We start from the raw sequence: 25,644 nt of genomic DNA on the forward strand, positions 1-25,644 counted from the left end.
CCGTTTCTCGTGTGGAGGGTCGCGCGATTTTTCCGGCCCGTTGCGCTACTTTGGAGCGTCGTCGAGGTTGGTACCTTGACGAGTGCGACATCATGAGGGAGCCGGCACCGCCGCGTGCCTTCTCGGTGCGGTCGGCGAGGTCCGCAGAGATGGTGGTGTGCACCAGTGAGGATCGAACCGCGACAGCACCTGCTGGAGACGTGGAAAGCGACCATCCAGAGCTCCTGGCGCGACGGCGCCTGGCGCTGGGGTGGCCGGGACGGATCGAATTCGATCAGTGATGCCGAGCAGTTGCTCTGCATCCTTCTGCCGGCGACCCAGGTGGGCCCGTTCGGGCTGGACCGGCCGAACGCCACGGCCGACGCCATGCTGGAGGCGCTCCGCCCGCTCGGCGACGAGAAGACCATCCCGCTGAACCTGGTGCGGATCGCCACGGAGTATTTCACCCGGTATGTGGACAACGACCGGCCGATCTTCTCCGGTGGCAGCTACTACAAGCCCGACGACGGCGCCAAGCTGACCGAGGTCCAGCAGGCCCGCGACATCGTGGACTCGTTCGCCATCTCGGTCACCCTCTCCCTGGCCACCATCGGTTTCGTCCGGATCTTCCGGCAGTCGGTCACCCGGATGGGGCTGCGCCGCGAGCTGCGGCAGCTGGAGCGGCTGGCCAGCACCCGGCTCACCGCGGCGATGGTCGGCCTGCTGCGCAGCTTCTCCACACACGTCTTCGAGGCCGACGACGACCCGGGGCAGATCCTGTTGCAGACCGTCAACAAGGCGGGCCTGCCGTCCAAGACGGTGGTCAACCAGTTCCGCTCGGTGCTCCAGGAGACCATCGCGTCGTTCAACGAGGTGCTGATCGGGTCGGGCCAGACCGAGGACCTGGAGAGCGCCAACGCCCTGTTCGAGTGCGGCTGGTCCTGGGGCATCGTCAAGGACGCCCCGGCCGTCCCGCTGGAGTACAAATCGTCCGGCCGGGAGAAGGAGAGCACCGCCGCCGGCGCCCCGGACGAACCGGCGGAGGAGATCGGCCCGCAGCCCGACGGGGTGGCGGAGAACAAGCCGTATCTCTACTTCACCGTGGTGGCGGTCGACGCCATCGAGGACCTCTTCTCCGAACGGACCCGCGTGCTGGGCCTGCTCAACGAGGAACAGCAGCGTCTCTCCCGTGCCCTCCAGCTGCGCTGGGATCTGACCCTCACCTACTGGGCCACGGTCGCCACCTTCGGCGGAGGCCCGGTGTGGCCGCTGGAGGACCCACCCTGGCAGACCACCGACGGGCTGCGCAGCGAGTACTACACCCTCCTGGTGACCTCGATCGTCGTCAAGGACCTGGTCCGTAAGCGCGGCTCGGACGCCCGCCTGGCCCGGATCGGCTCGGTCCTGTCCGACCTGGCCAACGAGGCCCGGGTGACCCGCAAGCACCGGCCCGGCGACTCCGGGGTCAAGCTGCACTCCCCCGGCCTCCGGGTCTCCCTGGAGGGCAGCCTCGAGGACTCCCCAGACGAGAAGGCCAACGCGGTCTGGTTCGTCGGCGAGTTCGCCTCGCTGCTGCTCCAGCGGTGCATCGCGATCGCCGGCCTGCTGAGCGACGTCGAGGAGCGGGCCGTGCTGCTGCGCCTCGCCGACCGGGTGTGGGACCATCTCGCCCGCCGCCGCCTCACGGAGACCGCCCACCGGAAGTTGTGGGACCAGCCGGCGCTGGTCTTCGACGATCTGCCGGAGTACGAAAGCCCCTCCTGGTACTACACCGAACGGGTGGTCGCCGGCCTGGTGAGCGCGGCGAACCTGCTGAGCGAGGAGCCGCTCGTCAACGATCGGCTCGTGGTCCGCGCCTTCGACCTGCTCTACGAAGCCGAGCACCTGTACGACATGGAGCTCATGCGGGGCTCCGCCGATGCCAGCCTCGAGGTGATGGACGTCTTGACCGAGATCCGGGCCAAACTCGAGCGGGCCCGTGCGATCGCCCGTACCCGGCCGGGCGCCGCCTCCGCGCTGGTGAACTGGGTCCTGATGGAACTCGACGGCCTCGAGGCGGTCCGGCACAGCGAGAGCACGGCGATCTGATGTTCGTTTTCGCCGCGTCCGACAAAGGCGGCACCGGTCGTTCGGTGACCAGCAGCAACCTGCTGTACCGCAGCGCCCTCCAGGGGAACGACGTCTGTTACCTCGACTTCGACTTCGGCTCGCCGACGGCCGGCGCCATCTTCGGCATCGAGCGCGCGGAGAACGGCACCACCAGCGGTTCCGGCATGCACCGGTTCCTGCTCCAGGAGGTCTACCAACCGGAGCGGATCGACGTCTGGACCGCCACCGACCGGCGCGGGATCCGGGACGGGCAGGCCAACACCGGCCGTCTGGTCCTGCTGCCCGGCGACGTGGGCGGCGGCGACTTCCCGGACCGCGCCGACCTGGTGGGCCGGTGCCTCGAGCTGTTCCTGCGGCTCAACGAGGAGTTCAGTCTCTGCATGGTGGACCTGAGCGCCGGCCGCAACCTGGCCGTCGAGATGGTGCTCAAGGTGACCGCCATGCCGGAGATGCAGAAGATCACCAGTCGCTGGCTGGTGTTCCACCGGTGGACCCGGCAGCACGTGGTGGCGGCGGGCGGGCTGGTGAACGGTCCACGCGGGCTGCTCACGATCGCCGAGAAGTCCGGGCACGACCGGCAGCAGTTCGCCAACAACCTGCGGTACGTGCGTACCGCGGTGATCGATCCGGCGCCGTCGACCCAGAGCGGCCTCACCGCGAAACAGGGCATTTGGCTCGATGAGTGCAATAGACGGCTCACTCGATTGGCTGGAGAGCACCAAGTCGGCAAAAATCTATTACTAGGGTCCGTACCACTCGATCCCATGCTCCAATGGCAAGAACAGTTGATCACTGACAAAGACGTGGTGAGCGGCGTCGCGAACCAGGAGACCCGGAACGCGTTCGACTTGCTGGCGAGGCGCCTCGTCGACGACTCCTCTTGGGAGACCCTATGACGGTCGCGCTGCACCGCATGGATTACCGGGAGCAGGCGACGGAGTATGTCGCCCCCTCCGTCGGCCTGTCGCACGTCTCGCTGGAGCTCGGCCACCTCTACATGGAGGACCTGCAGGCCCGGGAGGGTGAGAGCAGGCTGGCGGACTACTTCGTAAGTGTGTACCCCTGGGTCAAGGCCATCGAGTCGATGGGCCGCTGGGGCACCACCTCGCCACGGATCAGCACCTGCTTTCTGATCGACGACTACTTCAGCCGCCTCGACGAGCCGGGCGTCATCATCAAGAAGGTCGTCGACGCGGCCGCCAAGAGCGGACTGTCCATCGACTACATCGCCCGTGAGTCGAGCTGTGCCGAGTTCGGCGACACCCGGCTGGCCCAACTGGTGTTCGACCAGATCGTCCCGGAGCCGCTGCGGGGCGCCAACGGTGGCCGCCCCACCGTCAAGGACAGCGGCTGGCTGTCGAACGGACGGCGCTCCCCCAACACCGCGGCCGCCCCGGCGATGGCCGCCGAGCCGTGGCAGAGCCCGGAGCAGACGGCGGCGAACCGGCACTCCGTCTTCATGGACGTGGAGATCCGCGACGACGAGCTGTGGTCCTGCTCGTTCCTGGCGTCGGTGTGGCAGCTGCTCCGGCTCGGCCTGCTCCGGCCGGAGGAGAAGCAGCTCACCAAGCCGGTCCGGGTCAATGGCGACTATCCGAGCGACTGGTCCGACCTGCCGCCGGTGATCAAGCTGACCGGCACGAAGAACTCGTTCTGCGCGTACCGGAGCTTCTCGATCCTGCCGACCCGGTTCATGGAGATCGAGATGGCGGCGCGCACCGTCCTGCACCAGGTCCGGGTCGATCCCCTGATCATGGAGGACCTGGAGGCCCGGGCCGCGCCGGAGAGCATCGAGCTGCCGCCGACCATCCTGGACCGGATCGACTACGCCTTCATCAACGACTGGACCCCGGCCAGCGGTCGCTGAGCCGCAGCAGCGCGTCGGCCGTGTTGCGGACGGCGAAGTCCTCGTCCTCGGCACAGTCGATCAGGATGTCGCGGACCTCGTCGAGGTGGGCGATCGGCGCCAGCATCTCCACGGCCGCGCGCCGGGCCTCGTGCGCCTCGGCGGTGCGGGCGTGGCTCAGCAGCACCCGGCGGACGTCGTCGTCGGTGATCCAGTGCGCCAGCGCCCGGATCAGGACCGGGCGGATCACCGGGTCGGCGCCGGTGAGACGGGCCAGCAGGTCGGTCCGGGTCCCGTCCTCGCGCAGCGCCGCGGCGGCACGGGCGGCCGCGGCGACCACCGCCGGGTCGGTGTCCACCCGGACCCGGTCGCGCAGCACCTCGCCGGCCGCCTTGGCGTCGCCACCGGAACCCAGGATCTCCACGGCCGCCGCGCGGATCTCCGGATTCGGGTCGGCTCCGGCGCGCTCGGCGATCACGGTCCAGAGATGGCCGGCGTCGGCGCGGTCCAGCACCGCGGCCCGGGCGGCGGCCGCGAAAACCTCACCCACGCTGTCGTTGCTGGTCCGGTCCAGCAGCAGAGCCGGCAGGTCGATGTCGGGCGGGCAGTCGGCGATCAGCACCCGCAGCGCCTCGAGCCGGATCTCCGGATGGCCGTGGCCGGTCAGCTCCAGCAGCCGGCGGGCGTCGGCCGGCTCCAGGATCCGGCCGCACAGACCACGCAGCGCCGCGGTCCGCGTCTCGGTGTCGGCGTCGTGCACGGACGCGGTGATCAGCGCCCGGGTCGCGGTGGGGCCCCGGTCGCCGGCCAGCGACTCGACCGCGGCCCGCCGGACCGACGGTGTCGGATCCTGCCCGGCGACCCGGGCCAGCACGGCCGCACGGGACGGGGCGGCCGGGAGCGCGGCCAGCCCGCTCACGGCGGCCAGCCGCACGGCCGGCTCGGTGTCCGAGGTCGCCGCCCCGGTGAGGATCTCCTCGGTCCGCGGATAGGCCCGGTAGGTGGCCCCGAGCACCCGGACGAGAGCCACCCGGAGCACCTCGTCCGGTTCGGCGGCCAGCCGGGCCACCAGAGCCTGCCAGGACCGCTCCCCCGGCCGGTTCCCGCGCCCGGCCAGCGCCACGGCCGCCGCGCGGACGACCGCGCCGTCCGGATCGGTCTCGATCCGTTCGAGCAGCCGCGCCTCCGGGCCGCTGCGGGCCAGCAGGCGCACCGCCGCCCGGCGGACCCCGGCTGCCGGGTCGGTCCGCATCCGCCCCAGCAGCAGCTCACGAACCGGCCCGTCGCTGCCGGCCCGGGGCAGCAGGATCCCGGCCGCCGCCTCCACCACCTCGGGCGCCGTGTCGTCCCGGCAGGCGTCCACCAGGTCCTGCGCCACCGCGACGGACAGCTGCCGGGGGCGGGCCAGGACACGCAGCGCGCCCGCCCGGACGGCCGGGTGCGGGTCGCTGCGGCGGCACTCCAGCAGGATCTCCTCGATCCCGGGCTCGGCCCGCAGCCGCTCACCGAGGATCTGCACGGCGGAGAGCCGGACCGTGGAGAAGCCGTCCCGCCGTTGTGGGTCCGGTGAGACCGCCCGGACCAGCACGGCGCGGGCCTCCGGATAGACGGCGGCCAGCGGCGCGAGCGCCTGCACGGACGCGAGCCGGACCACGGCGCGCGCGTCGTCGGCGGCGCGGACCAGCGGGTCCAGCGCGAGCCGGCCCTCGTCGGCGCGCTCCTGCCGGACCGCCTGGTGGGCCATCTCGCCGAGGCCGGCGACCGCGGCGCAGACCACCCGTACGTCGTCGGCCTCGCCGATCCGGGCCTTGAAGATCTCGTCGAAGTGGTCGTCGGGCCGGGCCAGGACGGCCGCGATCCGGGCGGCGGAGGCGGCCGCCGGGTTGCCGACGATCTCCACCCCGGCGGTGCGGTACCAGTCGAGGTAGGCCTCGCGGTCCGGCCAGTTCGGCCCGATCGCCTCGATCGCCGGGATGAACTCGTCGACCAGCAGGTCCGCGTAGTCGGGGCCGGGCAGGTCCCGGTCCGGGGTGGCGGCGCAGTACTCGATGATCCGGACCACCTCGCGCAGCGCCAGCTCGGCGGCGTGCCGGGCGTCGGCGATCTGGCGGACCCCGGCCAGGCACTGCACGGCCAGGGCGACGTTCCACGGCGGCTCGGGGCGGGGCGCCCGGCCGGACGGGCCGGGGTACTCCCACCACTCCGGGTTGACCTCGGTGATCAGCAGCTCGACCAGCTCCGCCGCGAACCCCGCCGACAGCTGGCCGGCGACCAGGCGCAGGGTCTCCCGCCAGGCCGGGTCGGCCCAGTTCTCCCGGAACACCGCCCGGATCTCGTCGAACCGGGACCCGCCGGGGCTGAACCGTTCGATGATCGCCCAGGCGCAGTAGAACTCCTGGAAGGTGCGGTGCACGAAACGGTAGTCGGCCCGGCCGTACCGGCCCAGCACGTAGCTGCGGCGGCGGAGCTGGTCGATGGCCTGGCGGGCGAACTCGCCGGCCTCCGCCCAGCCGAGGCCGTGCCGCTCCAGGTGCTGGGTGAAGATCCGCCGCAGCTGGTCGCCGCCGACATGGTCGCGGTGCCCCAGGCGCCCGGACATCATGTCGAAGGCGAGGCCGCGCAGCAGCTCGTGTTTGACCTCGGCGTCCAGGCGCTGCGAGCCGGCCGGCGCGTCCACCATCCGGCTGTCGTCCCAGCTGTCCACCAGGGTGACGGCGACCTGCTCGTACAGCCGCCAGCGTTGTTTCGGCAGCATCCGGTGCCGGCCGATCACGGCGAGGATGCTGAGCAGCATCGGGTTGCCGGCCAGCTCGGTGAGCTCCGGCGAGCGCCGGATGGTGCCGATCACCACCTCCCGTCGGACCGTCGCGTCGGCGCCCGGCGCCTCCGGCAGCGCCTCGAACCAGCGGCGCAGGAACTCGGCGGTCTGCTCCGGCACGAACCGTTGCAGGGTGTGGTGGGCGAAGCCGGCGGCGGCCAGGGCACGCCTGTTGTACTCCGCGGGCCGGGTGGTGACCACCACCCGCGCCTCCGGGAACGTCTCCGCGAACGTGGCGATCTGCCCGGCGGTCTCCTCACGGATCCGCCGTTCCAGGATCTCGTCCAGGCCGTCGAAGACGACCACGGCCGGGTCGCCGCGGGCCAGGTGCAGGAACAGGCCCTCGGGCTCCTCCTGGTAGCCGTCGGTGGCGGCGCGGTGCGCGAGGAATTCCCGGAGGTTGCGGCACTGCCCGGCGGCCACGGCCGCGGCATAGGAGCGCAATTCCACGAGTACGGGCAGATGCCCGGCCAGTGGCGCCAGGCGTTCGTCGGCGTGCGCCCGGGCCAGTGCCAGGGTCAGGTAGCGGACCACCGCCGACTTGCCCGCCCCGGGATCGCCGACCAGCACGAACCGGCGCTGTGCCCGCTCGCAGAGCACGTCGAAGACCGGCTGCCCGGGCCAGGACAGCGGGAGCGCGTCCCGGTCCAGCCGCTCGGCCTCGCCGGCGCCCTCCCCCCACGGCGCCCGGGTCAGCTGCGGCGGATGGTCGGCGCGGGCGAACGGCTCGACGAAGACGTCGAACAACTGCGTCCCCAGGTACGGCGACGACTGCTGGGCCAGGTTCAGCAGGTCGAGCCCGCCGTACTGCTGGCGGAGGCGCTCGAAGTAGTGGGCGGTCACCGCGGCGCTCAGGCCCGGGGCCACCGGGACGGCCGGCGCCGCGGTGACGCCCCGGGACCGCTGCTCCAGCAGTTTGTGGACGGCGGCGTAGACGAGCAGCCCGAGGTCGGCCGGCGCGTCGAAGAAGCTACACAGGTGCTCACGCTGGAGCACGTCACGCAACGCGTCGACCTGGGCCGCCTTCGGGCCACGGTCGACGAAGCGCACCGGCCAGGCGGCATGCTCGCTGAGCAGGAAGATGAGGCAGTCCTTGCCGCTGGCGACGGCGTGCTCGTACTCCAGATGGGTGATCGACTTGGACTGCTTGGGCGGGGTGTAGCCGTACCGCCAGGCGAAGATGCCGATGTAGATGTCGCAGGACTCGACGTCGTCGAGACAGCGCGCGAGCGGGGCGGTGGCGCCCGCCACGTACTCCTCCATGGTTTTGAACCGCAGGCCGATGAGGCCGAGCGCGTGGCGGACGGCCTCGCGACACTCCTTCAGATCCTCGAAGGTCGCGGAGATGTAGGCCTCGCTCAAGCGAATCTCCCCTCGCCGCGTCAATATAGTCGCGTGAGGCAAGCCTCCACCATGGACGCGACATCTCGTCCACAGCCCCACGAGACGGTCACGCCGCCACCCCCGTGGCCGTAGTTGTGGATCACCACCTGCCCGTCCAGGGTGGTGGTCTCCAGCCGGATCCGGTCGCGGACCGGCCGGCGCCCGGAGCGGACGCCGATCACCGGCGCGTCCCGCAGCAGCGGCTCGATGTCGGCGCACCGGCGGCGGATCCGCTCGACCGCGACGGCCTCCGGCAGCGCCACCCCGCCAGGCGCTTCGATGGTGCTGCCGAGCACGACCGTGTCGCCGTGCGGGATGTAGTAGGTGAGCTCCGGGCCCTCGCCGTCCTCGGCGAAGAACGTGTCGATGCCGGGATTGCGGACCACCACCACGAGGCCGCGCACCGGGACCAGGCCGGGATCGCCGGCCAGCCGGCGGGCGCCGCTGCCGCTGCAGTTCACGATCACCGGAGCCCGGCCGGACAGCTCGCGCAGCGACCGCAGCTCGCGCTGCTCCACCCGGACGCCCTCGGCCCGCAGCTCGGCCATCAGGTATTCGGAGTAGACCGGCATGTCGACCACCGCCGTGGTGTACCGCCAGGCGCTTCGGTACTCCGGCCAGGCCCACTCGTCGCATCGCTCCAGGTCCCCGGTGAGGTGCAGCCAGGGATGCGGATCGGCGACTCCCCGGGCGACCTCGACGCCACGCACCATGGTGACTCCGGCGGTGCGCGCAGCGGCCAGCTCACGGAAGGCGGTCAGGCCCTCCCCGGCCCAGCGCTCGGCCTCCGGGTGATCGACCAGGAACGGCCCCCACATGGCGCCGGCGGCGCAGGAATCCGTGGCGGGCGGCAGCCGCCGCGCCACGACACTCACCACGAGACCCCGCCGGGCCAGGCACAGTGCGCTGGTCAAACCGCAGACGCCCGCACCGACCACAATGGCATCGATGTTGGTAACGGTCACCCCCCGACACTAACGGCTTACTCGGCGGCGTCGCACGGGCTGAAATTTCGGCACCCGGCCGCACCTGAGCCGACCTCGGCTGACGAGCCCTTATCCTTCCGGCGCGGGGTGATTGCCGGGTCTCGCCACGGAACGCCACGATGGAATCAGGAAACGGCCGCGGAGGACTCATGTTGGCTTTCGGAGAGGTCCAGACCGGCCTCCTGCAGAACTCCGTCGCCCTCCCCCGGCGCGCCACCGAGCACCTGCTCAGCAACGAGGCCGACGAGCGGGTCCGCTCGGTCGAGCGGCCCATCGCCCGGTCGATCTCACCGGACCGGCTCGAGGGCGTGGACTGCCGCCTACCGACCACTTCCGGACGTCAGACCAGAGCCATCGGTACGGTCGTGTCGCGCGCCGTCGTGGTGGCCGGCCACGTCGCGCAGGGTTCGGCGTACGCCCGCGTGGCGCCCGCCCGCACCACGATCCGGCTGCCGTGGTCGCACTACCTGGCCAGTCCCGGTCATCTGGAGGCGATCGGCAAGCTGGACCGGTCCGACCTGGAGCAGGGTGTGCTCACCGGCGCGCGGACCACCGAGACGCTGGAGCTGAGCGCGATCGCGGCCCGGATGCTCGACACGGTCCAGCGGTCCCGGGTGATCGACCACGCCCCGCCACTGCGTACCCCGCGGGTCCGGCTGCGCTGGACCGCGCTCCTGGACCGGTCCGTGGAACGGCCGGGCGGCACGTTCACGCTGGTCTCCGAGGACGTCCGCTCGCTCCAGTTGCGGGTGCCGACCACCGACCTGGGCGCCGTGGTCGCCCTCTGCGAGGACCTGGCCGTGCACGACTGGCTGCTCACCACGGTGCTGTCGGTCCTGGACGCGACACTGGCCCACGACCACAGCCGCGCCGAGCGGGTGAGCCGGTTGCAGCCGCTGCTGGAGCACCTGCCACATCTGTGGATGCCGGGCGCGCACGTGCCCGAGGAGTTGCTGCCGATCTGGTCGGCGCTGGATCAGCGGCCGGGTTTCACCCGGCAGTGGGACGGGGCGATGGCCCGGGTCCGGGACCAGATCACGATCGGCGCGCTGGATCTGTTGCAGGGCGCCTCTACGAAACCGGCACGGTGAGGCGTTCTGCTCCGGCCGGCCAGACCTGGACGACCCGGCGGCCCATCGCCTTGGCCCACTCCACCGTCTCGGCCGTGCCGCCGCGACCGCCGGCCGGATCGCCGTCCCAGACCGCGACCAGGATGTCGCTGCGCTCCACCACCTCGCGGCTGGCCGCCTCGTAGGCCGCCTCGGGCGGGCCGGCCACCTCGAGCCGGGTCACCCGGCGGGCCTGGCGCAGCAGGTGCGGCGGTGGCGCGGCCGGTGGCGCCGCCGCGGCGGGCACCGGCAGCACCACGTCGAAGGTGCCCCGGCAGGCCTGGACGGCCCGGGCGAAGATCTGGTCGGAGCCCTCGGCCAGGCAGGTGACCCCGTGCACCCGTGGATAGCCGGACAGCAGCTGGACCAGCTCCCGGAGGATGAGCCGGTGGGTGGCCGGCCGCAACCGGATGTGCCCGGTGACGCCGATCGTCGTCATGCCCGCTCCCGTGGGGATCACGCCGGGTTCAGCGCCCGGCTCACTCCAGTGTCCGTCAGCCGGACCACCCGGAACCCGGCGTCCGCCAGGATCTGCGGAATCTCCAGCACCGCGGCGCGACATTTGGCACGTCCCTCCGGGCCGAGCTCCTCCCAGTCGACCAGATCGGGCGTCTGCCGCAGTGCGCCGTCCCGCCGCGCCCCGCGCACCCAGCCGTTGCCGCGGGCGGCCTCCGCCCAGCGCTGCTGCTCCCGGCGGGCCAGCAGCTCGACCTCGGCCTCGGTGAAGCAGAAGTCGTCGTCACCGCCGTCGGCCGGCACCACCGCGCACCCGACCATGTGCAGCTTGATCCCGAAGTCGCCGGCCTGCTGCCGGTTCGACCGGCGCAGCTCCTCGTCCAGCTCGGACCAGGGGCACAGCGCCGGACCGCCGCCCAGCCGCTCACCCCGCAGCAGGCTGGCCTCGACGAACCGCTCGTGGATGAGCCGGCCCAGCCGCTCGGACAGGTCCTCGGCGATCAGCGCCGGATCGCAGCCGGCCGCCACCGCCGAGAAGAGCCGGACCCGGCCGTCGATCGGGTCGAGCAGCGGCTCCTCCCGCTGGTCCCGGCTGAACGCCTCGGTGATCGCGGCCAGCGCGTCCACCACCACGATGATGTCGCCGGAGACCCGGCGCCACAGGCGGTGCTCGCGCAGCGCCAGCTCCAGCCCCTCACGGTCGTCGGCGAAGCAGAGGAAGACCCGGTCGTAGCCGGCCCGGCCGGGGTCGTCGAGCAGGGCGGACACGTCGGTCTCGTACGCCGTCACCCGGCACCCGTCCTGGACCACCCCGCCCCGCTCGGCGAACCGGTCCCGCACCCGGATCGCGTCCGGCGCCACCAGGTCCACCACGACCCGCTGCGCCGGGCTCGACCGGCGCAGCCGCCAGTGCCGGGCGATCTCCACGATCAGCGCACGGACCAGCGAGGAGTCGCCGGCCACCAGCAGCCGGGGCACCCGGTCCGGGCGATTCGGCAGCGGCCGCTGGTCCAGTAGGACGTGCACCGCCAACTGGTCCAGGTGGAAGAAGTCCAGCCGCTGGCCGGGCGTGTGCGGCACGCCGAGCCGCCGGGCCTGGAGGGTGAGCGCCCAGTCCGCCTCGTGGATCTGGGCGTAGACGGCGAGATCGTTGCGCGGGGCGGCCATCCGGGCGGCGGCCGCGGCGATCTCCAGGTTGGCGGCGCTCGTCTCGGCGCAGGCGTACAGCGTCGCGGCCCGGGGGACGCCGGCGCCACGCAGCACGTCCGGGTCGCGGGCGTCGCCGTTGACCCCGAGCAGCCCGCGCCGGCGCAACTCCAGCGGGCCGATCGGCTGAGTGCGGACCACCACGACGCGATGGCCGCTCAGGTGCAGGCGGTGCGCCAGCGTCCGGGCGACCGAGGAGTCGCCGCAGACCACCACGTGCCGGCGGGAGCGGCGGGCCCGGAGGCGGCGCATCTCGCTGGCCAGCAGGACCCGGGCGGCCTCGGCGAAGGCGTACAGCGTGACGATCGGGGCCACGAACCGGGCCACCTGGAGGGCCGGCGGGAAGTCGGTGCCGCCCTCCAGTGGATCGGAGCCCAGGACGAACAGCTGCAACGTGCCGTACAGCAGGTTCAGCGGGTCACGGTCGGCGACACCCTGCGAAGCAAGATACTGATCCAGGCCGATGAAACCGAGAACCAGCGCCAGCACCCCGGCCAGGGCGAACACGGCCCGCGTCACGGTGACGGCGGGCTGCCCCTGGTCGTCGGCGAGAGACAGCGGGGTGCGGGGAAAGGTGGCCATCGATCCACATTGTCACACCCCGCCGCCGTGCGGCTACGCAGCGGTCAGAGGGCGCATCCTTCGGACGCGGGCGGCAGCGGGGCCGGCACACCGACGCCCGGCAGGCCGAGCGACACACCCTTCAACTTCGGGGTACGACCGGACTCGTACGCGTCTCCGGCCCGGGTACGGCGGTGGCTGAGCGGGTTCCCGTCGGCGTTCAGGTGGTGCGGCGCCGCGTAGGTCACCACGGTCTCGACGATGTCGCCGGGACGCGGCACGGTGTCCCCGGTCGCGAAGTGCACGAGCCGGCCGTCCCGGGCCCGGCCGCTGAGCCGGCCGGTCCGCTCGTCCTTACGGCCCTCGCCGACCGCGACCAGCACCTCGACCTTCTTCCCGACGAGCCGCTTGTTCTCCGCCCAGGTGATCTCTTCGAGGGTGGCGATGAGCCGGTTGTAACGGTCCTGGACGACCGCCTTCGGCACCTGCTCCTCCATGGTGGCGGCGGGCGTGCCGGGCCGCTTGGAGTACTGGAAGGTGAAGGCGCTGGAGAACCGGGCCTGCCGGACCACCTCGAGGGTCTGCTCGAAGTCCTCCTCGGTCTCGCCGGGGAAGCCGACGATGATGTCGGTGGTGATCGCGGCGTCCGGCATGGCGGCCCGGACCTTCTCGATGATCCCCAGGTACTTCTCCTGGCGGTAGCTGCGGCGCATCGCCTTCAGCACCCGGTCGGAGCCGGACTGGAGCGGCATGTGCAGCGAGTGGCACACATTCGGCGTCTCGGCCATCGCGGCGATCACGTCGTCGGTGAAGTCCTTCGGGTGCGGGCTGGTGAACCGGACCCGCTCCAGCCCTTCGACGTCCCCGGTGGCGCGCAGCAGCTTGCCGAAGGCGAGCCGGTCGCCGAACTCGGCGCCGTAGGAGTTCACGTTCTGCCCCAGCAGGGTGACCTCGAGGACGCCCTCCTTGGTGAGAGCCTCCACCTCGGCGAGGATCTCGCCGGGGCGGCGGTCCTTCTCCTTGCCACGCAGGCTCGGGACGATGCAGAACGTACAGGTGTTGTTGCAGCCCACCGAGATGGAGACCCAGCCGGAGTAGGTCGACTCGCGCTTGGTCGGCAGGGTGGAGGGGAAGACCTCGAGCGACTCGAGGATCTCGACCTGCGCCTCCTCGTTGTGCCGGGCGCGCTCCAGCAGGGCCGGCAGCGACCCGATGTTGTGGGTGCCGAAGACCACGTCGACCCAGGGCGCCTTCTTGACGATGTCGCCCTGATCCTTCTGCGCCAGACAGCCGCCGACCGCGATCTGCATGCCCGGATTCTTGAGCTTGGTGGGGCGCAGGTGGCCGAGGTTGCCGTAGAGGCGGTTGTCGGCGTTCTCCCGGACCGCGCAGGTGTTGAAGACCACGACGTCCGCCGCGTCCGCGTCCGCGGCGCGCACATAACCCGCGTCCTCCATCAGGCCGGAGATCCGCTCGCTGTCGTGCACGTTCATCTGGCAGCCGTAGGTGCGCACATCATAGGTGCGCGCGCTGCCGGTCATCTCGGTAGTCATGGCAATTGACCAGGCTACCCGTTAAGCCGCGGCGGGCCGCTCCGGCGTCGGGCCGGGTTTCCACCGCGATCGGTCACAGCCGGCCGGGGCGGCACAGGCCGGGTCGGCGCCGGTGCAGGGCCGGACGTTGCGGCGCTCCGGCCCGTCGTCGGTCTCCACCTCGTCGACGTGCACCGCCCGTAACGATCCGTCCGGCTCCGCCAGCACGTACCGGGACGGGTTGAGGGTGTCGTCGGGAAGCAGGACCGCGGCGCCCAGCCGGACCGCGACGGCGCTCGCGATGGTCTCCTCGGCGACACCGGCGGGCGTCACGTAGACATCGACCAGGGTCGGGAAGTCGCCTCCGGCGTGGTAGACGTCGCAGAGCAGGTCAGCGCCGGGGATCATGCCGTGCACCGGGCGCTCGAGCGCCCCGGCGAGCGCGCCCATGACCCGGTCGGGCTCCCAGCGACCGGCGACGCACCAGTTCCACGGGCCGTCCGCCATGTACTCCATGCTCTCGGCCCCTCTCTCAGCGCAATGGCTGTGTTACCGCTCCGTGACCATTCTCGACACAATCCGATACGGAGCGCCCCATAGGGTGTGTCCAATCGAGTGAACCGAGAACGAGTGGATGGACCTGGGGTGACAGACGAGGCTCTCATCGTCCTTGAGAACGTCAACAAGTGGTTCGGCCCCTTGCACGTGCTGCAGGACGTGGACCTGTCCGTCGCACGCGGCGAGGTCGTGGTCGTGATCGGACCCTCCGGGTCCGGCAAGTCCACGCTGTGCCGCGCCATCAACCGGCTGGAGCCGATCGACTCCGGCACGATCACGTTCGACGGGCGCCCCCTTCCCGCGGAGGGCCGGGCGCTGGCCCGGCTGCGCAGCGAAGTCGGCATGGTGTTCCAGTCGTTCAACCTCTTCGCACACAAGACGACCCTGCAGAACGTGATGCTGGGGCCGGTCAAGGTGCGCCGGGAGCAGACCGCGGTCGTCCGCGACCGGGCCATGGCGCTGCTGGAGCGTGTGGGCATCGCCAACCAGGCGGAGAAGTACCCGGCTCAGCTCTCCGGCGGCCAGCAGCAGCGCGTCGCGATCGCGCGGGCGCTCGCCATGCAGCCGAAGGCGCTGCTCTTCGACGAGCCCACCAGCGCGCTCGACCCGGAGATGGTCGGCGAGGTGCTGGACGTGATGACATCGCTGGCACGCGAGGGCATGACCATGGTGGTCGTCACCCACGAGATGGGCTTCGCCCGCCACGCGGCCGACCGCGTCGTGTTCATGGCAGATGGTCAGCTCGTCGAGCAGGCTGCGCCGGAGGAGTTCTTCGCGAACCCGCGCAGCGACCGCGCCAAGGACTTCCTTTCCAAGATCCTCACGCACTGATGTGCCCCTCAGGGTCGCCACACGACGGCGATCCTGATCGAAAAGGAGATGAAGTATGCGTTTCACTCGCGTAGCCGCTGCGGCCACCGCCGCGGCTCTCACCTTCGCCCTGACCGCGTGCGCCGGCGAGGACGCCGGGTCCAGCGGTGACACCGGCGGCGCTGCCAAGTCCTTCGCGGCCGGCAGCACGATGGAGCGGCTCAACAAGGCCCAGTCGGTCAAGGTCGGCACGAAGTTCGACCAGCCGGGCTTCGGCCTCAAGGGCCTGTCCGGCAAGCCCGAGGGCTTCGACGTCGAGGTCGCGAAGATCATCGTCAAGGAGCTCGGGATCCCCACGGACAAGATCGAGTTTGTCGAGACGACCTCGAAGGTCCGTGAGGACGCCATCGTGAACAACAACGTCGACTTCATCGTCGCGACGTACACGATCAACGACAAGCGCAAGGAGCGCGTCGCGTTCGCCGGGCCCTACTACGAGGCCGGCCAGAACATCCTGGTCAAGGCGGACGACACGACCATCACCGGCCCGGACGCATTCAAGGCCGGCGACAAGAAGGTCTGCTCGGTCACCGGCTCCACCCCGGCCGAGAACATCAAGACGTACGTCAAGGACGTCGCCGCCCAGGTGGTGCTCTTCGACACCTACGACAAGTGCATCAGCGCTCTCGACGGTGGCCAGGTCAACGCCGTGACCACCGACAACGTCATCCTGCTCGGCTACATCGCCAAGAACGAGGGCAAGTACAAGCTGGCCGGCGACAACTTCACCAAGGAGCCGTACGGCATCGGCGTGAAGCTCGACGACAAGGACTTCCGGACCTTCATCAACGACACCCTCGAGAAGGCCTACGCCGACGGCAGCTGGAAGAAGGCCTGGGACGACACCGCCGGCAAGTTCGGCGCCGAGCTGGGCACCGCCCCCGCCGTCAACCGTTACTGATCTCATCCGCTGATCCGGGAGTTTCCGTCCGTGAATGTGCTCATAGACAAGTTCGACGTCTTCGCGGGCGGGTTCTGGTTGACTCTCCAGATCTGCGTGCTCGCCGCGATCGGCGCCCTCATCCTGGGCGCCGTCGTGGCGGTGCTCCGCATCTCGCCGGTGCCGCCGCTGCGGGCGGTCGGCACCGCGTACGTCACGGTCTTCCGCAACATGCCGCTGACGGTGGTCATGTTCTTCGCCGCGTTCGCGCTGCCGGCCCTCGGCTCCAACGCGGACTTCCTGCGGATCCCGGGCCTCGAGGTGGTCTTCACCCGGCTCGGCACCGATCTGCCGTACTTCCGCTTCGCCTTGATCGCACTGACCCTCTACACCGCCGCGTTCGTCTGCGAGGCGCTGCGGTCCGGGATCAACGCGGTGCCACCCGGCCAGGCCGAGGCAGCCCGCTCGCTCGGGCTGACCTTCGGGCAAAACCTGCGGTACGTGGTGCTGCCGCAGTCGTGGAAGGCCTCGATCGTCCCGCTCGGCTCGGTGATCATCGCGATGATCAAGAACTCGGCGCTGATCGGCTTCTTCGGCGTCGTCGGCGACCTCTCGCAGAGTGCCGACCAGCTCACCTCGGCTGAGGGCTACGCCTTCATCCCCGTCGCCATCGGCATCTCGATCGGATACCTGATCATGACCGTGCCTCTCGGGGCCCTCCTGGACCGGATCGAGCGCCGGCAGGCGGTGGCGGCCCGATGAGCAGTGTCCTCTACGACGTCCCAGGCCCGCGCCAGCGGCGCCTCACCTTGATCCTCAGTATCGCGGCCACCATCCTGGTGCTGGCCGGCGCGTATTACCTGATCTACCTGCCTTTGGACGAGAAGGGGCAGTTCTCGATGGAGCTCTGGGGGCCGCTGATCGACCCCTCGAACGAGAACTTCTTCCTGGTCTGGGAACGGATCTGGGTCGGCATCAAGAACACGCTGACCGCGGCCGTTCTGGCCATCGTCGCATCACTGATCATCGGCACCCTGCTGGCCGTGCTGCGCCTGCAGCTCAAGAGCCTCGCCGGCAACCGGTACGCCGGGCTGTCCGCCCCGGTCGCTTACCTGCTGCGCGGGCTCGGCAACGGCCTGGCCGTACTCACCCGGGTCTGCGTCGAGGTGTTCCGCGGTCTGCCCGTAGTCATCACGATCTTCTTCGTGGCGCGGGGGTTCCCCGAATTCGGCGTCACCCTCGGAACGCTGTGGTACCTGGTGATCGGCCTGACCATCTACAACGGTGTGGTCATCGCCGAGATCCTGCGCTCCGGCATGGAGGGCCTGCCGTTCGGCCAGCGGGAGGCAGCGGTCGCGATCGGTCTCTCCCCGTTCCAGACCACCACGCTGATCCTGCTGCCGCAGTCCTTCCGGATCATGCTGCCGGCGCTTATCAGCCAGCTCGTCGTGGTACTCAAGGACACCTCGCTCGGCTTCATCATCAGCTACGAGGAGACCCTGAACATCGGCAAGCAGATCATCGGCGTGCTGAGCAACCCGATCCAGGTCTACTTCGTGATCGCGGTGCTCTTCATCCTGGTCAACTATTCGCTGTCCAAGCTCGCCCAGTACGTCCAGCGCCGGCTCTCGCAGGGCCGCAAGACCGCCGGCCCGGCAGCCCAGGCGCCACCCGCAGCCCTCACCGCACAGGCCGAAAGCGGCATCGCGGCCATGTGACCCACGATTCGGCTCGGCCGGCCGGACCTGGCCGGCCGAGCCGAATCGGTCACTCTTCAGACCGGGTCACATCACGCGACATTGCAATAGACGTCGTACCGCTCCTCACCCGACTGCCACGTGCAACTGGCATACTTTCCGCCGGGGATCTTGGTCCATTTGTTATTGGCCACCCAACGCCAGGACGACGACGGACTGACGTTAAATCGGACATAGTATCCACCCGTCGAAACGTTGGTGAATGTAAATCCGTCGGTGTCGTACCAATAGTCTCCCGAATTTACCCGCGCGGGAAGCCCTCGCGTCGTGCAGCGCCAGGTCACCGGGTCTATCGTCGCATTACCCTGCTCGTTCCAGACGTTACAGCTCGAGGCTGCCCCACTCTCAAACTTGGCAATCTTCGCGGCGAAGGAAGTGTTCTGATAAACATTCCCACCCAAGGGATCCGCACTAGCCGGACCAGAACCCATGGACAATCCCAGAGCGATCGCCGAGCCTGTCACCAAAAATCTGAAAAACATCCCCATATAGACAGAAACTAATACATGGCAGCCTTTAGTTCAAGGACCACGGCCTCTATCTAGCCAGTTCGGTCACCCGGGACTCGCGGACCACGGTGACCCGGATCTGGCCCGGGTAGGTCAGCTCCTCCTCGATCTGCTTCGCCACGTCACGGGCCAGCACGGCGGCGCCGATGTCGTCGATGTCGTCCGGCCGCACCATCACCCGGATCTCGCGGCCGGCCTGCATCGCGAAGACCTTCTCCACCCCGAGCTTCCCGCCCGCGATCTCCTCGATCCGCTCCAGGCGCTTGACGTACGCCTCCAGGCTCTCCCGCCGGGCCCCCGGCCGGCCGCCCGAACAGGCGTCCGCGGCCTGCGTCAGCACCGCCTCGATGGTCTGCGGCGGCACCTCGTTGTGGTGCGCCTCGATGGCGTGGACGATGTCCTCGTGCTCGCCGTACTTGCGGGCCAGGTCGGCGCCGATCAGGGCGTGGCTGCCCTCCACCTCGTGGGTCAGCGCCTTGCCGATGTCGTGCAGGAAGGCCGCCCGCTTCATGGTCGGCACGTCCAGGCCCATCTCGGCTGCCATGATCCCGGCGATGTGCGCCGTCTCCACCAGGTGCTTCAGCACGTTCTGGCCGTAGCTCGTCCGGTACCGCAGCCGGCCCAGCAGCTTTGCCAGCTCCGGGTGGATGTTCGTGATCCCGACATCGACCAGGGCCTCCTCGGCCGCCCGGTCGCAGAGCCGCTCCACCTCGTTCTTCGCGCTGTCGAAGACCTCCTCGATCCGGTGCGGGTGGATCCGGCCGTCCAGGACCAGCTTCTCCAGCGTGAGGCGGCCCACCTCACGGCGTACCGGATCGAAACAGGAGAGAAGGACCGCCTCCGGGGTGTCATCGATGATCAGGTTGACGCCGGTGGTCGACTCGAACGCCCGGATGTTGCGGCCCTCACGGCCGATGATCCGGCCCTTCATCTCGTCGCTCGGCAGATGCAGCACGCTGACCACGCTCTCCGCGGTCTGCTCGCTGGCGATCCGCTGGATCGCGTCGACCACGATGTGCCGGGCCCGGGTGTCCGCGGTGTTCTTCGCCTCGGTCTCGATGTCCCGGATCAGGATCGCCGCCTCGCGCTTCGCCTGCCCCTCGATCGCCTCGATCAGCTCGGTCCGGGCCGCCTCGGCGGTCAGCCCGGCGATCCGCTCCATCTCCCGGCGCCTGACCTCCTCGGCCTTCGTCAGGTCGGCCTCCCGCGTGGCGAGGGCCGCCTCCCGCGCCGACAGATCCGTCTCCAGCGTGGCCAGGCGGCGCTCCCGTTCGACGAGGCGCTCCACCTCCTCGCCGTGCAGCCGCTCCCGCTCGTCGATCCGCGCGGCCCGGCGCTCCACCTCCGCCGCCTGCTCCTTCACCGTGGCGTTGAGCAGCGCGATCTCACGCTCCCCGGACCGGCGGGCGGCGGCGCGCAACTGCTCCGCGTCGGCCTCGGCCTGACGGTGGGCGTGCTCCAGGATGGTGTCGGCCTCGCTGTGCGCGGTCTCCAGAACCCGGCGGGCCTCGGCCCGGGCGGCACTCGCCTCGGCCTTCGCGGCGGCGGCCTCGGCGCGAACCGACGCGGCCTTGGCGTTGGCGTCATCCACCTTCGCCCGGGCGTCACCGACCGCCTGCTCCTGCCGCTCCTGGGCGTCCTGGCGGTCGGCGCGCAGCTGGCGCAGCGCCCGTGTCCCGAGGACCAGCCCCGCTATCACCGCTACGGCGATCACGATGATGGCAACCACCAGCACCCAGTCCAGCGGGGTCATCATCTCGCCGCGTCTCCCTTCGCCGCCGGCGCGGTGCACACGCGCGGGCCTCTCTGCGGGATGCCCGACCAAGGCAGCAGATCGCGGGCGGCACCGGCCCCCGGGTACACGCGCTCCGCCGTTCGGCTACCCCGGCTTCCAGTCTCCGTCCGGCGCTGGCATTCCGCCGGGCACCGGGTGCGGCTCACTGCACCGGGGCCGGGCCGCCCTCGCCGGATCACCGGGTCGGGTGGCTCTGCTCCGGGCCTCGGTCGCGGGCCTGGGCTGCGGTCGGGGTTCCGGTCGCTTCTCCGGTTACCCGGAGCCGCCCGGGTTACCCGGGGGCTTTCGGCCGCTCGGAGCCTTCCGAGCCACCTAGAGCCTTCCGGCTACCTGCAGCCTTTCAGTCACCCGAGACCTTCCGGCCACCCGAGGCCTTCAGCCACCCGAGACCTTCCGGCCACCCGAGGCTTTCAGGTGCCTGGAGGCCTTCCGGCTGCTCGGAGCTTTCAGCCGCCCGAAGCCTTCCGGCGCACCGAACCGCCCGTTGCCTGAGCCCCGGTCACCCGGCGCCTTCCGGTTGGCCCAATGCGCCCGGCTGCCCTACGGATCACCGGAGCCCTGGGTTACCCGGAACCTCGGTTGCCCGTGGTCCTCCCGGAGCCCTCGGTCACTTGAGCCTTCGGTTACCCGAAGGCTCCTGGCGCCCGTGGCCTGCTGGCGCCCGTGGCCTGCTGGTGCCCGTAGCCCTTCCGGTCGCGAACGCGGATCGCCTTGGGAGCCGCGGCATCGTGGTCGCCGCGGAGGCGATCCGGCCGCTGCCCCGGCCGGCCGGCCGGCCCGAGTCTCGAACGTCTCGGCGACCTCGGAATCCGTGGCGACCAGGTCCTTCAACCCAGTCGCGTCCGAAATCCGCCGCCGCCTACTCGGCCGGCCCGGCCGCCGTGGGTTCCGAAGCCTCCTGAATCGCTTCAACCTGGCGGCTGCCGCCGCCTGGTCGCCTCGATTCCGTCGCTTCGCCTACCCAAGCGGCCCGGTCGCTTGGAGCCGGTCGAGACGGCTGTATCAGCCGAACCGTCCGGACCCGGTCAGCGACCGGTCTTCGGACCAGTCGCTCCGCTCAAGCAGGACGACCGGTTCAGAGTCGGAACATCCGCCGGCCTGAGCCGGAGACGATGTGCCGGAATCCGTCCCTGCCGCCCACCCTCACGGAGGGCGCTCGAGCTCCTCGGCCGAAGAACCGCTGCCCGATGATGACCATGAGGACATCCGGCCAGCGTTTCCCTGCGTAGCCTCGCCACCGTGGTCGCCCCGCCAACCGGGAACATCGTTACCGTCCGTGGGATACGACAATGTCTCGAGCGATCTTCCTCGCCCGAGACCCCATCTGATGATCCTCCGGCCGGCTCAGGTGCCCCCTGTCGGCGAGCCGCCCGTCAGCCGCTCGAATCAGAGTGTGTGGAGTTGTGGGGTTGACCGCCGGTATGTCGCGCCATCAGCCGCGCGGTCAGCGGCCGATGAAGGCATCTCACGGACGTCGGACCGTCCAAGTGATGCCGTAATGTAATGCGATCTATGTTGTGCCTGTTGCATGGATGGTCGAACAAACCTTGTGTAACGCGAGGCTAGGTCGCGAGCACCGCTTCGGTCAAGGACTCATGATTTGGCAGCGGATGGGACGTACGGCACAGACCTGCTTACGCCCAGCTCACGAACCCACGGGACATTCCCGGCGTACCGTGCGATCACGCCACCGTGATAATGAGCCACTCCAGACTTCAACCATTATCACCACCGCCGCCAGCGCTCTCATCATGCGACACGGAGCGTGACAGTGACGCGTGGTAACGGAGCGTATCAGCCGCCCCGGCCTCGAGGCCGTTGCGTGATATCGCACCGAATGGACGCCAGCGGAGCATTCCTCACATCAGGACTATATCGGCGAAATCCCTGGTCCTGGCGCCAACACCCGGTCTCGGGCACCGGACTCAATCCGCGAAAGTTTCGGCCATTGCCGCAGCGGCTGACGGAAATCCGGCACCGGCCATTCGAGGTTGGTGACGCTGCCCACGGGTCTGCCCCGAACCCCCGTCACAACGAACGACAGCGCCACAGCGACGCCGGGCGCACGAACCTCACCGAATCCGCGCCGCACGGCCATGAGGCGCCCAGGCGCGGCCGTAATCCACGCGGCTCTACCGCGGCCGTACCCCGCGGCACCTCACCACATAGGCGGCAAGCGCGCGAGCCCACCTCGCCACACAGGTAGAAGGTGCGCGAGCCGCCTCGCCACATAGGCGGCAAGCGCGCGAGCCCACCTCGCCGCACGGATAGAAGGTGCGCGAGCCGCCTCGCCGCACGGATAGAAGGCGTGCGAGCCAGCCTCGCCATGCGGCGACTGGGCGCGTGGCGGCCCGTCCTCAGAGGCCGGTGGCCCCGTCCTCGAGCGCATCCGCGTCGATCGCGTCGGCGAACTCGGCGGCCTCCGCGTCACGGGCGGCCAGCGCGTCCTTGACGGCGCGGATGGCGATGCCGGCCGGATACCCCTTGCGGGCGAGCATCGCGACCAGCCGCCGGAAGACCGCCTCCGGGGCACCCGTCGCCGACCGGAGCTTGCGATCGACCAGCGCCCGGGCGGCGGCCGCCTCCGCCTCTTCGTCGACCGCCTCCAGCGCTTCGGAGGCCACCTCGGCGTCGACCCCGCGCTGGCGCAGCTCATTGGCCAGCGCCCGTCGCGCCAGCCCTCTGCCGTGATGACGACTGGAGACCCACGCCCGGGCGAAGGCCGCGTCGTCAATGATGCCGACCTCGTCGTACCGGTCGAGGACCTCGGCGATCACCTCTTCGGAGATCTCCTTGCGGACCAGCGCCTTCGCCAACTCGGCTCGGGTTCGTGGTCGAACCGCGAGCTGGCGAAGACAGACCTCCCGGGCGATTTCGGACTCGCTACGCGGCGGCTCCGGCCGCTCACGCCCGTCTCCACCCGCGTGGTCATCCGGCACGTCGGACCCGGCCGGGCGCCGGCTGGCGCCACGGCCACCGGCACGGCGGGCCGCACCCGCCTCCCCGTCCTCCGGCATGCCGGAGGCGGCCCGGGGCGGGATGGCATCCCACCCTCGCCCGGACCGTGCACCGCGCCGTCCAGCCATCGCCGGTTACCGGATCAGAAGTCGACCGGCGGCAGCTCGGGGCCACCGGCGGCATCGGCACCGGCCTGGCCGACGCCGAGCTTCTCCAGGATCTTCTTCTCGATCTCGGCGGCGACGTCGGGGTTCTCCCTCAGGAACTCCCGCGCCTTCTCCTTGCCCTGACCGAGCTGGTCGCCGTCATACGTGTACCAGGCGCCCGACTTCCGGATGATGCTCTGCTCGACACCGACGTCGATGAGCGAGCCCTCCCGGGAGATGCCCTTCCCATACATGATGTCGAACTCGGCCTGCTTGAACGGCGCGGCCACCTTGTTCTTGACGACCTTGACCCGGGTGCGGTTACCGACGACGTCGGTGCCGTCCTTCAGGCTCTCGATGCGCCGGACGTCGAGCCGGACCGAGGCGTAGAACTTGAGGGCCCGGCCACCGGTCGTCGTCTCGGGCGAGCCGAACATGACGCCGATCTTCTCGCGCAGCTGGTTGATGAAGATCGCGGTGGTGCCCGAGTTGTTGAGAATACCGGTGATCTTCCGAAGGGCCTGGCTCATGAGACGGGCCTGCAGACCGACGTGGCTGTCACCCATCTCACCCTCGATCTCGGCACGCGGCACGAGGGCGGCCACCGAGTCGATGACGATGATGTCGAGAGCACCCGAACGGATCAGCATGTCCGCGATCTCGAGGGCCTGCTCACCGGTGTCCGGCTGGGAGACGAGAAGGGCGTCGGTGTCGACGCCGAGGGCCCGTGCATACTCCGGGTCGAGAGCGTGCTCGGCGTCGATGAACGCCGCGATACCGCCGGCCTTCTGCGCATTCGCCACCGCGTGCAGGGCGACCGTGGTCTTACCGCTCGACTCCGGCCCGTAGATCTCGATGACCCGGCCACGCGGCAGGCCACCGACACCCAGCGCCACATCCAGCGCGATGGAGCTGGTCGGGATGACGGCGGTCTGCACGACCGGCCGCTCCCCGAGCCTCATCACCGAGCCCTTGCCGAACTGCTTGTCGATCTGCGCCAGCGCCAGTTCGAGCGCTTTCTCACGATCAGGTGTTCCTGCCGCCATTACCGCCACCCCTGTATTCGACTTCGCGTTCTTCGCTGACGAGCTTTTGTTCACCACGGTCGACACGGTAGGCGGTGGGTATGACAAAAATCCTCCGCCCTGTCGTGTGCTGTGGATGACCGAGCCGCTGTGGACAATAGCCGAACACCTGTACGAGGATCGAGAGAATCGCCGAACAGACGTTCTAAAGCAGCTCAGCGTAGCCGCATGGGCACCCGATCGGGGTATGCGGCGACCACCGCGCGCCAGATGGTAGCCGTTTCGACACCCTGAGCGATGGCCGTGTCGATGGTCCGGCCGCCCAGCTCCGTGAAGGCGTGATCCGCCGCGATGCTGCGGGCGTAGGCGGACCCGAAACTCTGCTCCAGGCGTTCCCAGAAATCTGTCAGGCGCACCGTGAAAGGGTACCCACGAACGGGTCGCCGGCCCGTCAGGCGACCGCCGCGCCCGCGACCCGAAGGTCGTCGACCAGCCCCCGGTACGCCATCTCGCGATCATCCGCGCGCAGCACTGCCGAGGGGTGGATCGTGGCCAGCGCCTGGATCTCGGCCACCGGGAAGTCCTCGGGGTGCTGGGCTGACGCCGGCCATGGCATCAGTTGCCCGCGTGACCGGGTCACCCGGAACGACGGGCCGAGCAGCGCCTTGCCCGCGGTGGCGCCCAGAATGACCACGAGCTCCGGCTTGAGCAGCGCGAACTCCGAGACCAGCCACGGACGGCAGGCGGTGATGTGGGCGGGCCCCGGGTTCTGGTGGATCCGCCGGTTGCCCCGAAGCTCGAACCTGAAGTGCTTCACCGAATTCGTGATGTAGAGATCGGCCGGGTCGATGCCGGCGTCGTCGACCGCCTCCCGCAGCAGCCGGCCCGCCGGCCCCACGAACGGCAGCCCCTGCCGGTCCTCGATGTCGCCGGGCTGCTCGCCGACGAAGACGATCTTCGCGTGCGGCGCCCCGCGCCCGAACACGGTCTGGGTCGCGTTCTCGTGGAGCTCGCAGCCCTGACAGTCCGCCGCGGCCGACTTCAGCTCGTCGATGCTCCGGGGGTGCGGCGGCACCCATCGCTGCGCGCCCACCGGCGCCTCTGTCCATGGCATTGCACCGTTCTACCCGCAGCCACCGACAAAATTCCCACCGCCCAACC

19 protein-coding genes are annotated in these 25,644 nt (G+C 70.2%); 8 read left to right on the top strand and 11 right to left on the bottom strand.

Translation table 11 applies throughout. The features are described from left to right. Positions 1 to 165: 165 nt before the first annotated feature. The 3 genes from IEZ13_RS02775 to IEZ13_RS02785 are packed head-to-tail and all read left to right on the top strand — an operon-like array spanning position 166 to position 3,955. Positions 166 to 2,067, top strand: a complete 1,902-nt coding sequence (locus IEZ13_RS02775; RefSeq protein ID WP_183216308.1) for an SCO2524 family protein — start codon at positions 166 to 168, stop codon at positions 2,065 to 2,067. Continuing rightward, positions 2,067 to 2,984 carry an SCO2523 family variant P-loop protein gene (locus IEZ13_RS02780; RefSeq protein ID WP_183216310.1) on the top strand — a complete coding sequence of 306 codons (918 nt, stop codon included), beginning with the start codon at positions 2,067 to 2,069 and terminating at the stop codon, positions 2,982 to 2,984. The genes IEZ13_RS02775 and IEZ13_RS02780 overlap by 1 nt, the downstream gene beginning before the upstream one ends. Beyond that, positions 2,981 to 3,955 carry an SCO2522 family protein gene (locus IEZ13_RS02785; protein WP_183216312.1) on the top strand — a complete coding sequence of 325 codons (975 nt, stop codon included), beginning with the start codon at positions 2,981 to 2,983 and terminating at the stop codon, positions 3,953 to 3,955. The genes IEZ13_RS02780 and IEZ13_RS02785 overlap by 4 nt, the downstream gene beginning before the upstream one ends. Here IEZ13_RS02785 and IEZ13_RS02790 read toward each other — a convergent pair. Both IEZ13_RS02790 and IEZ13_RS02795 read right to left on the bottom strand, forming a co-directional pair. Continuing rightward, complete coding sequence (locus tag IEZ13_RS02790) at positions 3,924 to 8,114, bottom strand: HEAT repeat domain-containing protein (RefSeq protein ID WP_183216314.1); 4,191 nt, start codon at positions 8,112 to 8,114, stop codon at positions 3,924 to 3,926. The genes IEZ13_RS02785 and IEZ13_RS02790 overlap by 32 nt on opposite strands. Before the next feature lie 20 nt (positions 8,115 to 8,134). Then, positions 8,135 to 9,100, bottom strand: a complete 966-nt coding sequence (locus IEZ13_RS02795) for an FAD-dependent oxidoreductase (RefSeq protein ID WP_183216316.1) — start codon at positions 9,098 to 9,100, stop codon at positions 8,135 to 8,137. Positions 9,101 to 9,270: 170 nt separating this feature from the next. Between IEZ13_RS02795 and IEZ13_RS02800 the strand changes: the two genes are divergently transcribed. Continuing rightward, positions 9,271 to 10,212 carry an SCO2521 family protein gene (locus IEZ13_RS02800; RefSeq protein WP_183216318.1) on the top strand — a complete coding sequence of 314 codons (942 nt, stop codon included), beginning with the start codon at positions 9,271 to 9,273 and terminating at the stop codon, positions 10,210 to 10,212. Here the strand turns inward: IEZ13_RS02800 and IEZ13_RS02805 are convergent. The 4 genes from IEZ13_RS02805 to IEZ13_RS02820 are packed head-to-tail and all read right to left on the bottom strand — an operon-like array spanning position 10,193 to position 14,501. Continuing rightward, positions 10,193 to 10,669: a hypothetical protein gene (locus IEZ13_RS02805; RefSeq protein WP_183216320.1), complete on the bottom strand. Its 477-nt coding sequence runs from the start codon at positions 10,667 to 10,669 to the stop codon at positions 10,193 to 10,195. The two genes, IEZ13_RS02800 and IEZ13_RS02805, sit on opposite strands and share 20 nt — an antisense overlap. Before the next feature lie 17 nt (positions 10,670 to 10,686). Further along, positions 10,687 to 12,474, bottom strand: coding sequence for an NAD-binding protein (locus IEZ13_RS02810; protein WP_183216321.1), 1,788 nt, complete (start codon positions 12,472 to 12,474; stop codon positions 10,687 to 10,689). 44 nt (positions 12,475 to 12,518) lie between these two features. Then, the gene (gene miaB / locus IEZ13_RS02815) at positions 12,519 to 14,012 is read right to left on the bottom strand and encodes a tRNA (N6-isopentenyl adenosine(37)-C2)-methylthiotransferase MiaB (RefSeq protein ID WP_372441814.1); all 1,494 of its coding nucleotides are present in this window, start codon (positions 14,010 to 14,012) and stop codon (positions 12,519 to 12,521) included. 15 nt (positions 14,013 to 14,027) lie between these two features. Further along, the gene (locus IEZ13_RS02820; RefSeq protein ID WP_183216325.1) at positions 14,028 to 14,501 is read right to left on the bottom strand and encodes a hypothetical protein; all 474 of its coding nucleotides are present in this window, start codon (positions 14,499 to 14,501) and stop codon (positions 14,028 to 14,030) included. 129 nt (positions 14,502 to 14,630) lie between these two features. On the opposite strand from IEZ13_RS02820, the gene IEZ13_RS02825 reads away from it, so the two are divergent. Genes IEZ13_RS02825 through IEZ13_RS02840 form a run of 4 tightly spaced genes read left to right on the top strand, consistent with a single transcriptional unit; the run spans position 14,631 to position 18,011 of the window. Beyond that, complete coding sequence (locus tag IEZ13_RS02825; RefSeq protein WP_183216327.1) at positions 14,631 to 15,374, top strand: amino acid ABC transporter ATP-binding protein; 744 nt, start codon at positions 14,631 to 14,633, stop codon at positions 15,372 to 15,374. Positions 15,375 to 15,429: 55 nt separating this feature from the next. After that, positions 15,430 to 16,314, top strand: a complete 885-nt coding sequence (locus IEZ13_RS02830; protein ID WP_183216329.1) for a glutamate ABC transporter substrate-binding protein — start codon at positions 15,430 to 15,432, stop codon at positions 16,312 to 16,314. Positions 16,315 to 16,344: 30 nt separating this feature from the next. After that, complete coding sequence (locus tag IEZ13_RS02835) at positions 16,345 to 17,055, top strand: amino acid ABC transporter permease (RefSeq protein ID WP_183216331.1); 711 nt, start codon at positions 16,345 to 16,347, stop codon at positions 17,053 to 17,055. Then, positions 17,052 to 18,011, top strand: a complete 960-nt coding sequence (locus IEZ13_RS02840) for an amino acid ABC transporter permease (protein ID WP_183216333.1) — start codon at positions 17,052 to 17,054, stop codon at positions 18,009 to 18,011. The genes IEZ13_RS02835 and IEZ13_RS02840 overlap by 4 nt, the downstream gene beginning before the upstream one ends. A gap of 576 nt (positions 18,012 to 18,587) precedes the next feature. Here IEZ13_RS02840 and rny read toward each other — a convergent pair. The 5 genes from rny to IEZ13_RS02865 all read right to left on the bottom strand — a co-directional run bounded on the left by rny (position 18,588) and on the right by IEZ13_RS02865 (position 25,597). After that, positions 18,588 to 20,312 carry a ribonuclease Y gene (gene rny / locus IEZ13_RS02845; RefSeq protein WP_183217192.1) on the bottom strand — a complete coding sequence of 575 codons (1,725 nt, stop codon included), beginning with the start codon at positions 20,310 to 20,312 and terminating at the stop codon, positions 18,588 to 18,590. A 2,399-nt stretch (positions 20,313 to 22,711) separates the two neighbouring features. Continuing rightward, positions 22,712 to 23,440, bottom strand: a complete 729-nt coding sequence (locus IEZ13_RS02850; RefSeq protein WP_183216335.1) for a regulatory protein RecX — start codon at positions 23,438 to 23,440, stop codon at positions 22,712 to 22,714. Between the two features lie 14 nt (positions 23,441 to 23,454). Beyond that, on the bottom strand, positions 23,455 to 24,504 hold the full coding sequence (recA, locus tag IEZ13_RS02855; RefSeq protein WP_183216337.1) for a recombinase RecA: 1,050 nt from the start codon (positions 24,502 to 24,504) through the stop codon (positions 23,455 to 23,457). Positions 24,505 to 24,698: 194 nt separating this feature from the next. Further along, complete coding sequence (locus tag IEZ13_RS02860) at positions 24,699 to 24,899, bottom strand: DUF3046 domain-containing protein (RefSeq protein WP_183216339.1); 201 nt, start codon at positions 24,897 to 24,899, stop codon at positions 24,699 to 24,701. Between the two features lie 35 nt (positions 24,900 to 24,934). Beyond that, on the bottom strand, positions 24,935 to 25,597 hold the full coding sequence (locus IEZ13_RS02865) for a UdgX family uracil-DNA binding protein (RefSeq protein ID WP_183216340.1): 663 nt from the start codon (positions 25,595 to 25,597) through the stop codon (positions 24,935 to 24,937). Between the last annotated feature and the right edge of the window lie 47 nt (positions 25,598 to 25,644).

Source organism: Actinoplanes campanulatus, from assembly GCF_014647795.1.
Classification (GTDB): domain Bacteria; phylum Actinomycetota; class Actinomycetes; order Mycobacteriales; family Micromonosporaceae; genus Actinoplanes; species Actinoplanes campanulatus.